Source organism: Rhizobium sp. CCGE531, from assembly GCF_003627795.1.
Taxonomy (GTDB): Bacteria; Pseudomonadota; Alphaproteobacteria; order Rhizobiales; family Rhizobiaceae; genus Rhizobium.
In genome coordinates, this window is sequence record NZ_CP032685.1 from 201,886 (window position 1) to 215,707 (window position 13,822).

Here is a 13,822-nt window from a genome sequence, read left to right on the forward strand (position 1 = left end):
CGTCATGCGCTCCTGTCCCTGATTCTGCGCGGCAGGTTGTCGATCAGCAGGTTGACGCTGATGGTGAGGCTGGCAATGGCAAAGGAGGGCACGAGCACGGCCGGTGCGGCGAAGGGCAGACCGCCGATATTTTCGCGAACCAGGGCTCCCCAGTCGGCATAGGGCGGCTGCAGGCCGAGGCCGAGAAACGAAAGGCCGGACAACAGAAGAACGACGAAGACGAAGCGCAGGCCGAAATCCGCCAGAACGGGGCGAATAATGTTCGGCAGGATTTCCGAGCTGATGATGTAGCCGACCCTCTCACCGCGGGTACGAGCCACCGTGATGAAATCCATCGTGTTGATGTTGACGGCAAGCGCGCGGGCAAAGCGATAGGCACCGGGCGTGTAGATGACGCCGAGTGTGATGATCAGCACCGGAATGGACGATCCGACGGCGGCAACGACGACCAGGCCGAAAAGCTTGCTTGGAATGGAATTCAGGGCATCGAGAAACCGGCTCAGGATCGTGTCGAACCATCCACCGATAACGGCGGCGATCATGCCGAGCGTCACGCCGCAAAGACAGCATAGCGCGACTGAAGCCAATGAAATGCCGACCGTATAGCGTGCACCCATCAGCACGCGTGAGAACATGTCACGGCCGAGATAGTCCGAGCCGAGCCACAATTGCCGGCTTATCGGGCCGAAATAGTCCGTATCGACGATATCGCCGACGGAATAGGGGAGCATGTAGGGTGCGAACAATGCGGTGATCGTCCAGCCAAGAATGACGGCAAAAGCCACGATGCCAACAAGGCTGACATTGTAGCCAAGAAGGGAGGGGGTGCGGTGAAGCAAGCTGTTCGTGGTCATCGCAGCCTCGGATTTGACAGGATTGCGACGATATCGGCGACGGTGATCAGCAGAAGATAACCAAGGCAGAAGATCATCGCGCAGCTTTGGATGAGCGGGAGATCGCGGGTCGCGACGGCATCCACCATCAATTTGGCGATGCCTGGATAATTGAAGATGGTCTCGACGATGATCACGCCGCCAACGAGGTAGGAAAGCGAAAGCGCAATTGCGTTGACGATCGGCCCGAGCGCATTCGGCAGGGCGTGTCTGAACACCATGCGGCCGCGCGAGGCGCCCTTGAGCAGGGCCATTTCCACATAGGGCGTCTTCAGCGTCTCGATCAGCGCCGCGCGCGTCATGCGGATCATCTGGGCCGATATGACGAAGGTCAGCGTAATGACCGGCATGGCATAGATCTTTAAAAGATCGAAGACCGTATGCGCCTCGCTGATGGAAGACAGCGCCGGCAGCCAGCGCAGATAGACGGCGAATAACAGTACGGCAAGCGTTGCGACCATGAATTCGGGCACCGATATGACGCCGATGGAAATGATCGTGACAATCCGATCGTAGTAGGAGCCGCGAAGCATGGCCGAGGTAATGCCAAGCAGGAGGGCAAGCGGCACCGAGACGAGCGTCGTGATGGCCGCAAGCTCAAGCGTCGCCACCAGTCGGCGGCCTATCAGCTGCGCAACGGGCATATTGTTTGCATAGGAAGTACCGAGGTCGCCCTTCATCAGGCCCAAAAGCCATCCCAGGAACCGCAGGATCGCGGGATCGTCGAGATGCATTGCCTTGCGCAGGCCGGCAACCGCTTCGGGCGTGGCCGCCTGGCCGAGCAGGATGGAGGCCGTGTCTCCCGGCAGCATGCTGGTTGCGAAGAAGACGGCGAACGACACGATCAGCAAGGTGATGACCGCAATGAAGAGCCGGTTTAGGACAAGAATGGAGACCTCGGATCTCAATGGCAATGCTCCTGCGTCGATCTACGAAACGAACGGCGTTCGCGAGCGGAGGTCCCCGGGCGGCTTTGCGCCGTCCGGGGAGGTTCAACGGCCGCTAGGCATTGAGCCACAGATACTCCGCCATTGCATAACCCATCATGCCACCGAGCGGGTTGGCTTCCAATCCGTTCACCTTGCTCGAAAGCGCATCCACATTCGAGATATAGGCAGGGATGATGGTACCTGCTTCTTCAGCAACCATCACCTGCATTTCGGCGTAGATCTGCTTGCGCTTGGCCTGATCCAGCAAGCCGCGCGCTTCGACAAGCATCTTGTCGAATTTTTCCGACTTGTACTGGCTTTCGTTCCAGGGTGCATTCGAAGCATAAAGAAGCGAAAACAGGATGTCCGGCGTCGGGCGCGGATTGATGTTGCCGAAATGGATCGGCGCCTTCAGCCAATAATTATCCCAATAGCCATCGGAGGGAACGCGCTGGACGTCGAGCTTCATGCCGATGTCGGCGCCGGCCGCCTGGATGATCATCGCCATGTCGATCGACGAGGTTGCGGCGTCGGAAGCGACCACCGGAATGGATTGCCCGAGCACGCCCGCCTTTTGGAAATGGAACTTGGCCTTGTCCGGATCGAAGGCCTTCGGCTTCAGATCGTTGTTGTGATAGATATTGGCGGGAGAAACGGGCTGATCGTTGGCGACCTCGCCAAGGCCGCGCAAGGCCGACTTGACGATCTGCTCACGATTGACGAGCGACTTCATGCCATCGATGAAGTCCTTCTTGTTGCCCGGCGTCATGTCTAGGCGCATGTTGAGGTTGGTATAATTGCCGCTGGTCGTTTTCGACAGTGTAAAGCCCGACTGGCCGTCGATCAGCTTCATGGCGCGTGGATTGATCGAGGCGGCGTAGTGAATGTCGCCCGAAAGCAATGCATTGACGCGGGCATTGTCATCGCTGATCGCAAAGAATTCGAACGAGTCGAGATAGGGCTGGCCGGACTTCCAGTAGTTCTTGTTCTTCACAACGACCGAGCGATTGCCCGGATCGAAGGTTTCGAGAACGAAGGCCCCGGTGCCGTTGCCCTTCGAGAAGTCGGTCGTGCCGTTGGCAACGATCATGAAGTGATGCAGGGCAAGAATGGTCGGCAGGTCGGCATTCGGGTCGGCCAGGGCAATTTCGACCGTCGATGTGTCGACAGCCTTGAAGCCAGTCATCTGCGCGGCAATCTTGGCGACTTTCGAGCCGACGCCGGGATCGAGATGGCGTTTGAGCGAGAAGACGACATCGTCGGCCGTCAGCTCCTTGCCGTCATGGAATGTCACGCCCTTGCGCAGCTTGACCGTCCAGGTCTTGGCGTCCTTGCTTTCGATGCTTTCGGCGAGTTCCATCTGCGTCACGCCGGCCTTGTCGATGAAGGTCAGGCGATTATAGAGCGAACAGCAGCGCACGTAGTCGGTGGAAAGTGATGCCTTGGCAGGGTCGAGCGTATCGGCGGTCGAGGACGACCAGCCGGCAGCTTTCAGGTTGCCGCCGGATTTGGGCGTGGCCGCGACGGCATTCGACGCCCTGCCGAGCACCAGGCCGCCCGCTGACATGGCGACGCCGCCTGCCAGAAGCATTGTGAGAAGTTCGCGGCGGGTGGCGCCTCGACGAATGGCATTCTCGACCATTGCGTCATCCGAGGCGGTCCAGTTCATGATCTTGTCGTTCATGTCATTCCCCTTTTTTCTGGTTGGCAGTCTGCTTTTTATTGGATGCGACGATGGTGGCGGCCGGTCAGGCCGCCTCAAGCGCTTTCACGGCTTCGGCGAGCTCGGCCATGGATTTGAAGTGGAAGTCCGGCGTGGTGAATTCGGCCGGTTCGATCGTGCCGCCGTATCCGGCCTGCGCGTGACGACGCTCGATCCAGCAATTCGTCATCCCCAATTGGCGGGATACGCCGATATCGTGGTATTGGCTCTGCGCCACGTGGAGAATGTCGTCCTTGCTGGCATTTTCGCCGGCCACGAAATCGAAGACCTTGTGAAAGAAGGCCGGATCCGGCTTTTCGGTGCCGGTGTCATCAGCCGTGAAGGCAGCATGGAAGGGATGTCCAAGTTCTGCCGAGAAATGTTCGAAGGCCCAGCGGCGGGCGTTCGTCATGGCGATAAGCCGATAGTTGCCGGCAAGCTGTGCCAGCGCTTCGGCACTGTCGGGAAAGGCTTTCCATTGCCTGGCGGAATCGCGCAGGCGCTGACCATAGGCCTCGTAGACCGGCAAACCGAGTTTCGGTGCGATGGCGAGATAGACACGCACGAGATCATCGGGAAACAGATCTGCATTGTCGGCATAGCGTGCGGCTCGATAGAGCGCGAGCGCCTCCTCGCCGTCGATCGTCACCTTCGCTTCAGCCGCAATTTCGCTGAGGCAGGTTTTCAGGCCGCCTTCGAAGTCGATGAGCGTTCCGACAACGTCGAAGCTCATATATTTGAATTCTGCCAATGACGTGGTCATGTCTTACCCCAGTCTGCTTGCTGGCGGCACCGGGCCGCCGCCTTGCGGAAGATTATGCTGTTCCCAGGCCCACTTGTTTTCTGACGCTCCCGGATTTACCGGGGTGGACCTTTAACTGAGACAAGTTTGGCACTTCGACCGCACCGTTTGCGCCGAATCGGACTAGTGGTGCGGCACAAAATTCCGAAAAAATGCCTGCTCGCGGTATATCGGTCCTGGGCCTTGGCGGGCTCAGTCCTTGAGCGCCCGGCGGACATCCGGATCTTCGAGTGTCTGATCAAGCGTCCTTTCCGTTCGGTCGATGATCGCGTCGATATCGGCGTCCGTGCAGCAAAGCGGTGGGGCATAACCCAGCACGCCGTTGTTGAAGGCGCGGATCACCAGGCCGTTTTCCCAAGCGCGGTCGAAAATCCGGCGCGAGGGCTGGGCCTCCACCGGCAGCGGCGTCTTTGCCGCCTTGTCCACGACCAGTTCGATCGCAGCCAGCATGCCGCGACCGCGGACCTCACCCACCAGGGGATGATCTCTCAGGCTTTCGAGGCCGGCCATCAGCCTCGCGCCGGCCTTTATGCCGTTTTCGAGCAGCCCGCCTTCGTAAAGTTTCAGTACTTCCAGGCCGACGGCTGCGCTAACGGGATGAGCCGAATAGGTATAGCCGTGGCCGACGGCAGAGGCTCCCGCCCCATCGGCAATGACCTGATAGACGTGATCCGCCATGAAGACCGCGCCCATCGGAACATAGCCGGAGGTGAGCCCCTTCGCCGTGGTGATGAAATCGGGAACGATCTCGTCTTCGGAACAGGCGAAAAGCGGACCGGTGCGGCCGAAGCCGGTAATCACTTCGTCGGCGACGAAAAGAATGTCGAGCTCCTTGCAAAGGTTGCGCATGGCCTTCATCCATCCCTTGGGCGGGACAATCACGCCCCCCGAGCCCTGGATCGGTTCGGCATAGAAGGCGGCGACCCGGTTTGCACCAATCGCTTCGACCTTCGACCTGAGTGCCGCAAGCGACGCCCGGATGATGGCGTTCGCATCCTGCCCAACGGGATTGCGATAAGGGTAGGGCGATGGAATCTTGTGCTGCCAGTCGAGGGGAAGGCCGAAGCCGGCATGGAAGTTGGGCAGGGCGGTCAATCCCGCACCGACCGTTGAAGAGCCATGATAACCTTGCTCGATCGAGATGAACTGATCGCGTTGCGGTTCGCCGCGCGCAAACCAGTAGTATCGGATGAAGCGGACGGTACTGTCGATGGCATCCGAACCGCCCAGCGTGAAATAGATGTGGTTGAGGTCGCCGGGCGCGCGTTCGGCGAGCTCGGCGGCAAGGCGGATGGCCGATTCGCAGCCAAGGCCGAAATAGGCTGTCGCATAGGGAAGCTCGCGCATCTGGCGAGCCGCCGCCTCCACGATCGTTTCGTGACCGTAGCCGGCGTTGACGCACCAAAGACCCGCGAAGCCATCTATCAACTGGCGGCCTTGAGCATCGGTGATCGTCGCTCCCTTGGCGGATGTGAGTACCCGCACGCCTTGCTGCTCATGGCCGCGATAGGAGGCCACGGGATGCACCAGATGAGCGCGATCGAGCTCGATGAGAGAATTGCTGTACATGTTCTTCTCCGGATCAGCCGAGCGCCTGGTTGGCGAGGGCGAAAGTGGTGACGGTCGAGGAATTGCTGCGCTTGATAACGGGGTTCGCCATGGTGATGCCGCCACCGACATGGACAAGCGAATGGCTGGCCAGCCACGGTCCAAGACCGGTTTCCGTGCCGGTGTCGACGCGCAGGAACGCGCCTGTTTTCCGGCTCAAGAAGTGGGACAGGAGCGATTTCGCATCGTCGATGTCTGGCGCGACGACCGGCCCCACGACCTCGCCTCGGCCGAAGGTGCGAAGGCAGGCGAAGGCGACGACTTTACCGTTACGTCGGATGATCGCGAATTCACCCAGATCGGCAAACCGTGCAATGAGAGCGGAGCGGTCGGCGCCAAAAGCCTCGCGGTCGAGGGCTGTAATTGCCGGGATATCGGCCTTGGTCGCCGCTTCGGTGTTTCCCGGGTTTTCAGTTGCTGCGACAAGGCCTTGGTGCTGGACGACGGCGCCGGTCTGGTAAAACCCCAGCTTTTCATAGAGGGGCAGGCCATCGGCGGTCGCGGTGAGGCGCAGGGGGCGGTCATCCGCGAGAGCCAAGGCGGCGTCCATGAGGCGGCGTCCCAGTCCGCGTCCGCGCATGCTTGCAGCGACGATCACCATATTGATCGTCGCGCAGTCGGTTTCGTAGGGTGTCAGAAGCGTGGTACCGACGACTTCATCGTCAGCCCCGATCGCAACCACACCTTTGCTCAGGTCCAGGGCGACTTTCCAGTCTTCCAGGCGATGAGGCCAGCCGGCCTCTTGCGACAAGCGGACCGCAGCGTCCAAATGTTCGGGACCGAAAGGCCTGATTTCTATCTGTCGCTCCTGCATGGCGCTCCTCGCATTTCTTTTGCCCAAGTGTCGGAGCGTCGGTGCCGGAAGATTATCTGAAGGCGATGTCGTTGACGGTATCTTTCGCCGTAGCTGCTCGCCCTTGCCGCATCTTATGCCGTGGCCCGGACGACAGCGGTTTCGAAACTGGAAGGGAAGGGCGTCTTTATCGGCCGGTCCTGCAAGCAAATGCCAAACGAATGCCGGTATACGAAACTTTCTGCTCCGAACCTCGCAAAATCAGTGGGCTCACACGCCGAAAGCAATCCTATTATCTTATTCTCCACCAATCGCCTCGAGGGGCAGCACGTAAGGACGAAGCGCATGACCACCTTCCGCCCGAAATATATCACCTTCGACTGCCACGGCACGCTGATCAATTTCCAGATGGCGGAAGCTGCCCGTGACCTTTATGGTGATCGTCTCGATGAACAGGCCATGCTGCAGTTCATCAAGAATTTCGCTGCTTACCGGCTCGACGAGATCATGGGCGCCTGGAAGCCTTATGCGGACGTGGTGCATAATTCGCTCGAGCGGACGTGCAAGCGCAACGGCGTTGCCTTCAAGGATGAAGACGCCAGGATGGTTTATGAGCGCGTACCCACCTGGGGGCCACATGCCGACGTTCCGGCTGGCCTCGCCAAGGTCGCAAAGGAAATTCCGCTCGTCATCCTGTCGAACGCGATGAATAGTCAGATCATGTCAAATGTCGCAAAGCTCGGCGCACCCTTCCATGCCGTCTACACGGCAGAGCAGGCCAATGCCTATAAGCCGCGCTTCCAGGCCTTCGAATACATGTTCGACATGCTGGGCTGCGGTCCGGAAGACATCCTGCACTGCTCGTCTTCCTTCCGCTACGACCTGATGTCGGCCCATGACCTCGGCATCAAGAACAAAGTCTGGGTCAACCGTGGTCACGAGCCGGCCAATCCTTATTACGGCTATGTCGAAATCGCCGACATTTCCGGCCTGCCCGGCGTGGTGGGGCTCTGAGAAAGGGCGACCAGATGAAATATTCCTCTTATTGGCATGATACGGCACCCCGCTTTGCGGGTGCTGCCGCCGGCCCCGTCGAGGGGCACTATGACGTCGTCGTCGTGGGCGGAGGCTTCACCGGGCTCGGTGCTGCCCGGCAGCTCGCTATCGCTGGCGCGAAGGTCCTTGTTCTGGAAGCCGAGACCGTCGGCTTCGGTGCGTCCGGGCGCAATGGCGGCCATCTGAACAATGGTCTGGCGCATAGTTACATCGCGGCAAAGGCGGAATTGGGCAAGGAGCGGGCCATCGCGCTCTATCGCGCATTCGATGCTTCGATCGACACGCTCGAAGCGATCATCGCGGAAGAGGGGATCGACTGCAATTTCCGCCGCGCCGGCAAGCTGAAGCTTGCCTCCAAGCCACAGCATTTCGAAGGCCTGGCCAGGAATTTCGAAGCGGTGCATGCCGAGGTCGATCCCGATACCGCGCTGCTTTCCGCCACCGATCTCAAGAATGAAATCGGTTCGCCATTCCACGGCGCGATGCTCTCGAAGAAGAGCGCCATGATGCATATGGGCCGCTATGTCGTTGGATTGGCCGAGGCAGCCAGACGACGCGGTGCGGTCATCGCGGAGGGCGCTGCCGTGACGGAGCGCAGCCGGTCCGACGGCAAGCATGTGCTCAGGACAGCCAAGGGCACCGTCACGGCGGACAATGTCATGATCGCGACCGGCGCCTATACGACAGCCAATTTCAGCTACTTCCGCCGCCGCATCATGGCGGTCGGCAGTTTCATCGTCGCGACCCGGCCCTTGACGGATGCGGAAGTTGCCTCGGCAATGCCCGGCAATCGCACCTGCGTGAACACGATGAACATCGGCAACTACTGGCGCCTGTCACCCGATAACCGGCTGATCTTCGGAGGGCGGGCCCGGTTTTCCGCGACGTCGGACCAGCGTTCCGACGCCAGGAGCGGCGCGATCCTGCGCGAAAGCCTCGCCCGCATATTCCCCCAGCTCGCCAAGGTCGAGATCGACTATTGCTGGGGCGGTCTCGTCGATATCACCAAGGATCGCTATCCGCGCGCCGGCTATCATGACGGCATCTGGTACGCCATGGGCTATTCGGGTCATGGTGCGCAGCTTTCCACCCATCTCGGCATGACGATCGCGGATGCTATCCTGGGAAGGCCCGACCGCAACCCGCTCAAGGGGCTCGATTGGCCGGCGGTCCCCGGGCATTTCGGCAAGCCCTGGTTCCTGCCCTTGGTCGGCTTGTATTACCAAACGCTCGACAGATTTCAGTGATATCAGCCGGCGGCGGTTTTGGCGAAAGCGTCACTGCAAAAGAGAGGGGTCGCGCTTGCGCCAGCCACTAACTTAAATGTGGAATCGTTGGCCTGCCATACACCAATACCCCTATAGCGCCGCTTATTGGGGATATTGCTCATGTCGGAGATTTTTTCGGCAGCCCCAAAGCGGCTTCTGCCGCCTTTTCCATCAACAGATGATCGGAACTGCCCTCTGCTGTGAAGCGCGATGGCAACTATGCGCCAGAAGGGGTCAACAGCTTGTCAGGTTAAACAACCTGTCCGGAAACATGGGGCAGGCCCACTCATGCCGTGTGATGGGAATGTTATGATCTCATCTGCGTCAACATGACTGATGTTGTATACAGCAGTTTTGAGGTAGTGCTCCCCCACGATAGATAGTGTCAAGTGATAGTCTGGAAATATCCGAAATGTGGGATTGGTTCCCTATAGTCTTCTTTCCGCTCAAGCTTCTTGTGTTAGGCACGGGCATGTTCTTCGCCATCAAGTGGCATCACGATCAAGAGAAGAAGAAATAACGAAACCAGCGGACCGTAAGCGCCCGCCGATTAGAGAAGCGCCGCCCATTTAGTCCGCTTAGGGCCATCAGCGGTCACGACTGAGAAATGTGGAACCGTAAAATTTTGGCGATTCCACATTTACGCTAGTGGCTGGCGCGCTTGCTGCCCCTTTTCAGTCCGATAGGCGGCAGCTTAAGTGAGGCCGCCGATATGGAAGGCCTTTGTTTCCAGATACTCCTCGATGCCGAGCTGCGAGCCTTCTCGCCCGAGGCCTGATTGCTTGACCCCGCCGAACGGTGCGACCTCCGTGGAGATCAGGCCGGTATTGAGGCCAACCATGCCGAATTCGAGCGCCTCGCCCACCCGCCAGGCGCGCTTCAGGCTCTCGGTATAGAAATAGGCCGCAAGTCCGTAGGGCGTGCCGTTGGCGATGGCGATTGCCTCTTCTTCCGTTTCGAAGCGGAAGAGCGGCGCGACCGGGCCGAACGTCTCCTCGGCGGCGAGCTGCATGGCGATGGTGGCCCCGGTCAGGACGATCGGCGCGGTATATTGCGGGCCGGCCGGCAGATCCCGCTTGGCAGTGACGATCGTTGCACCCTTCGAAAGCGCGTCGTCGACATGGCGGTTGATCTTGGCGATCGCCGCTTCGTTGATCATCGGACCGATCGCAACGCCGGCTTCGGTGCCCGGACCGACCTTCATGGCATCGACGCGGGCGGCGAGCTTCTTGGCGAAAGCATCGTAGACGCCGGCCTGGACCAGGATGCGGTTGGCGCAGACGCAGGTCTGGCCGCCGTTGCGGAATTTGGAGACGATCGCTCCCTCCACGGCAAGGTCGAGATCCGCGTCATCGAAGACGATGAAGGGAGCATTGCCGCCAAGCTCGAGGGAAAGCCGCTTGATGCTGGTAGCTGCTCCGCGCATCAGCAGTGAGCCGACGGGCGTGGAGCCGGTGAAGGAAATCTTGCGCACGGTCGGGTTGGCGAGAATCTCGGCGCCGATCTCGGACGGCATGCCTGTGACGATATTGATGACTCCAGCCGGGATACCAGCCATTTCTGCCAGCACGCCGAGCGCCAGAGCCGAGTAGGGTGTGAATTCGGAAGGCTTGACCACGACCGTGCAGCCGGCCGCGAGCGCCGGCGCAAGCTTGCGCGTGATCATCGCGTTCGGAAAATTCCAGGGCGTAATGATACCGCAAACCCCGACCGGCTCCTTCAGCACGAGAATGCGGCGGTCAGGGGTCGGCGAGGGAATGGTCTGGCCGCCGATGCGGCGTGCTTCCTCGGCGAACCATTTGACGAAGGAGGCGCCGTAGCGGATTTCGCCACGGGCTTCGTCGAGCGGCTTACCCTGTTCGATCGTCAGGATCAGTGCCAGATCATCGATATGCTCGAGCATCAGATCGTGCCAGGCTTCCAGCCGCGCCGCGCGCTCGGCATGCGTGCGCTTCTTCCAGGGGGCATAGGCCGCGTCGGCGGCCTCGATTGCTGCCCGGGTCTCATCGCCGCCCATATCCGGCACGGTTCCGATGACGGCACGCGTTGCCGGATTGACGACGGCAACGGTCTTGCCCGAGCGGGCGGGAAGCCAGTCGCCACCGATCAGCGCCTGCTCACGGAACAGGGATGGCACTTTCAGATTTTGCATGTTCGGATCCTCGATGAGACTTCAGATTGCGGCGAGCAGCGCGGCTGTGATCGCGTCGGTCCGGTCTTTACCCGGAACCGTGCCGATACCGCTTGCGGTTGTTGCCTCGATCGCCGCCATGACGGCATTTGCCGCATCCTGCTCGCCCAGATGTTCGAGCATCATGGCGCCGGACCACGCCGTTGCAATCGGGTTGGCGATGCCGAGATGCGCAATATCGGGCGCAGACCCGTGCACGGGTTCGAACATCGACGGAGCACTCCGCTCGGGGTTGATATTGGCCGATGCCGCAAAACCGAGGCCGCCCTGGATTGCTGCGCCGAGATCGGTGAGGATGTCGCCGAAGAGGTTGGAAGCGACGACCACGTCGAGGCTTTCCGGCGCCATCACCATGCGGGCGGCCATGGCATCGATGTGATAGCTCGTGACCTCGACATCGGGATAATCCTGCGCAAGCTGCCGGGTAATTTCATCCCAGAAGACCATCGAATGCTTCTGGGCATTGGATTTCGTCACCGAGGCGAGCTTGCCGCGCCGCGCCCTTGCCTGCTCGAAGGCGAAACGCAGGATGCGCTCGACGCCTTTGCGGGTGAAGATCGACGTCTCGACCGCGACCTCGTCGAGCGTGCCCTGATGAATGCGGCCGCCCGCGCCGGAATATTCGCCCTCGGTGTTTTCGCGGATGCAGAGAATGTCGAAGGCTGACGCCTTGAGCGGCCCCTGGACGCCCGGCAGCAGGCGGTGCGGGCGAATATTGGCATATTGCACGAAGCTCTTGCGGATCGGCAGCAGCAGCCCGTGCAGAGATACAGAATCCGGCACTTCGGCCGGCCAGCCGACGGCTCCGAGCAGGATGGCATCGAAACCGCGCAGCGTTGCGATGCCATCGGCGGGCATCATGGCGCCGGTTTCCTTGTAGAAGGCGCAGGACCAGGGAAATTCGGTGCCGTCGAGCGTGAAACCGTGGGCGCCCGCCGCCTTTTGCAGAACCGACCAAGCGGCGGCGGTCATGTCGCGACCGATGCCGTCACCCGGGATCAAGGCGATCTTGTAGGTTTTCATGTTCGCTATCCTCAAAGACTGATCAAAACGCTCTTGCTCTTGCGATTGGCCTGAAATGCCTCGCGGCCGAGATCCTTGCCGATACCGGATTGCTTGTAGCCGCCGGTCGGCAGGATGTGGTCCCGCGAACGGCCGTAGCGATTGACCCAGACGGTGCCGGCTTGCAGACGACGGGTCAGCCGGATGGCGCGCGACAGGTCGCGGGTGAAGAGGCCTGCCGCAAGCCCGTAGCTCGGATGGTCGGCAAGCTGCAGGGCTTCCTCTTCATCCTCGAATGTCTGGAGCGTCAGCACCGGGCCGAAGATCTCCTCGGTGATGGCAGGAGAGTTCCGATCGACGCCGGCTATCAGTGTCGGGGCGTAGAAATAGCCTGGCGCGTCTATGCGCGTGCCGCCGGCAAGGCATTCTGCGCCGGCCGCGACGGTGGCGGAGACGATCGCATCGATGCGCTGTCTCTGCTTTTCCGAAATGATGGGGGAGTACCGGCTTGCCGTATCCCAGGTGGGACCTGGGGCAACGCCCTTCATCCGGTCCCTGATGGCATCGATCAGCTGCGGCGCTATCTTTTTCTCGACGATGAGCCGTGATCCGGCCACGCAGGCCTGGCCTGCATTGCCGATGATACTGGCCGTCACGGCAGCCGCGGCCTTGTCGAGGTCCGCATCCGCAAAGACGATCTGGGGGCTTTTGCCGCCGAGTTCCAGCGTCATCGGCTTTATGCCCGTGCGGGCGATGTTCTCCATGATGGCCGATCCAGCCCGGCTTGAGCCGGTAAAGCTGATCTTGGCGATCTCGGGATGGCCGGTGATCGCCTGGCCGGTCGTCATGCCGTCACCCAGCACCACATTGATCAGGCCGGCCGGAAGGCCGGCGCGCACGGCGAGCTGAGCCAGATAGATGGATGAAAACGGCGTCATTTCGGACGGCTTCAGGACGACGGCGTTTCCGGCGGCCAGCGCCGGTCCAAGTTTCCAGGCGGCCATGTTGATCGGAAAATTCCAGGGCGTGATGGCGCCCACCACCCCATAGGGCTCCGTCATGACCATGCCGATATTGCCATCGTCGGTCGGCACGAGGTCGCTGCCTTCCTTGTCGGCGAATTCGGCAAAGAACCGGATCTGCTCCGCCGAAATCGCGATATCGCCCTCGACAAGCTGGCCCACGGGTCGTGTCGAAGCGACGGCTTCCAGCCTGGCCAGCGTTTCGGCTTCCTGTTCGATGAGATCGGCCCAGCGATGAAGCACGTTCAGGCGTTCGCGCGGGCGGACGCCACCCCAATTGCTTGCCTTCAATGCGGCCTTGGCCGTCTGGACAGCCTGGTCGACGACGGAGGCGTCCGCGACCGGGCATTCGGCATAGGCCTTGCCATCGGAAGGGCGGTGCATGGGAATGACACCATTCGCGGCACTAAAATGCTCGCCGATGAAATGTCCGACGGGAAGCGAAAGACTGTCGGGATCGAAACTCAGGTCCATAATGATACCTCCGGTCAATTTACCGAGATGCTATAGGATCGGCGAAGTAGCTTGATCCGATCGCGTCGGCCGGCGCGGCGGA

11 protein-coding genes are annotated in these 13,822 nt (G+C 60.6%); 2 read left to right on the plus strand and 9 right to left on the minus strand.

The genetic code is table 11. From position 1 onward, the window contains the following. Window positions 1-2 precede the first annotated feature (2 nt). From CCGE531_RS20470 to CCGE531_RS20495, 6 genes are all read right to left on the minus strand, one after another. A complete protein-coding gene (locus tag CCGE531_RS20470; protein ID WP_120667298.1) occupies window positions 3-854 on the minus strand; it encodes an ABC transporter permease in 852 nt (283 codons plus the stop codon). Next, window positions 851-1,801, minus strand: coding sequence for an ABC transporter permease (locus CCGE531_RS20475; RefSeq protein ID WP_120667299.1), 951 nt, complete (start codon window positions 1,799-1,801; stop codon window positions 851-853). The genes CCGE531_RS20470 and CCGE531_RS20475 overlap by 4 nt, the downstream gene beginning before the upstream one ends. Window positions 1,802-1,895: 94 nt before the next feature. Further along, window positions 1,896-3,506, minus strand: a complete 1,611-nt coding sequence (locus CCGE531_RS20480) for an ABC transporter substrate-binding protein (RefSeq protein ID WP_120667301.1) — start codon at window positions 3,504-3,506, stop codon at window positions 1,896-1,898. A 64-nt stretch (window positions 3,507-3,570) separates the two neighbouring features. Continuing rightward, window positions 3,571-4,287 carry an HAD-IA family hydrolase gene (locus CCGE531_RS20485; protein WP_120667303.1) on the minus strand — a complete coding sequence of 239 codons (717 nt, stop codon included), beginning with the start codon at window positions 4,285-4,287 and terminating at the stop codon, window positions 3,571-3,573. A 231-nt stretch (window positions 4,288-4,518) separates the two neighbouring features. Continuing rightward, window positions 4,519-5,895, minus strand: a complete 1,377-nt coding sequence (locus tag CCGE531_RS20490; protein ID WP_120667305.1) for an aspartate aminotransferase family protein — start codon at window positions 5,893-5,895, stop codon at window positions 4,519-4,521. A gap of 13 nt (window positions 5,896-5,908) precedes the next feature. Further along, complete coding sequence (locus CCGE531_RS20495; protein ID WP_120667307.1) at window positions 5,909-6,748, minus strand: GNAT family N-acetyltransferase; 840 nt, start codon at window positions 6,746-6,748, stop codon at window positions 5,909-5,911. Window positions 6,749-7,072: 324 nt separating this feature from the next. Between CCGE531_RS20495 and CCGE531_RS20500 the strand changes: the two genes are divergently transcribed. Both CCGE531_RS20500 and CCGE531_RS20505 read left to right on the plus strand, forming a co-directional pair. Next, window positions 7,073-7,741, plus strand: a complete 669-nt coding sequence (locus tag CCGE531_RS20500; RefSeq protein ID WP_120667309.1) for a haloacid dehalogenase type II — start codon at window positions 7,073-7,075, stop codon at window positions 7,739-7,741. Window positions 7,742-7,755: 14 nt separating this feature from the next. Beyond that, a complete protein-coding gene (locus CCGE531_RS20505; RefSeq protein ID WP_120667311.1) occupies window positions 7,756-9,030 on the plus strand; it encodes an FAD-binding oxidoreductase in 1,275 nt (424 codons plus the stop codon). Window positions 9,031-9,745: 715 nt separating this feature from the next. On the opposite strand, the gene CCGE531_RS20515 is transcribed toward CCGE531_RS20505, so the two are convergent. Genes CCGE531_RS20515 through CCGE531_RS20525 form a run of 3 tightly spaced genes read right to left on the minus strand, consistent with a single transcriptional unit; the run spans window position 9,746 to window position 13,740 of the window. Further along, on the minus strand, window positions 9,746-11,203 hold the full coding sequence (locus CCGE531_RS20515; RefSeq protein ID WP_120667313.1) for an NAD-dependent succinate-semialdehyde dehydrogenase: 1,458 nt from the start codon (window positions 11,201-11,203) through the stop codon (window positions 9,746-9,748). A 21-nt stretch (window positions 11,204-11,224) separates the two neighbouring features. After that, on the minus strand, window positions 11,225-12,265 hold the full coding sequence (locus CCGE531_RS20520; protein ID WP_120667315.1) for a tartrate dehydrogenase: 1,041 nt from the start codon (window positions 12,263-12,265) through the stop codon (window positions 11,225-11,227). A gap of 11 nt (window positions 12,266-12,276) precedes the next feature. Continuing rightward, a complete protein-coding gene (locus CCGE531_RS20525) occupies window positions 12,277-13,740 on the minus strand; it encodes an aldehyde dehydrogenase family protein (RefSeq protein WP_120667317.1) in 1,464 nt (487 codons plus the stop codon). Window positions 13,741-13,822: the final 82 nt, after the last annotated feature.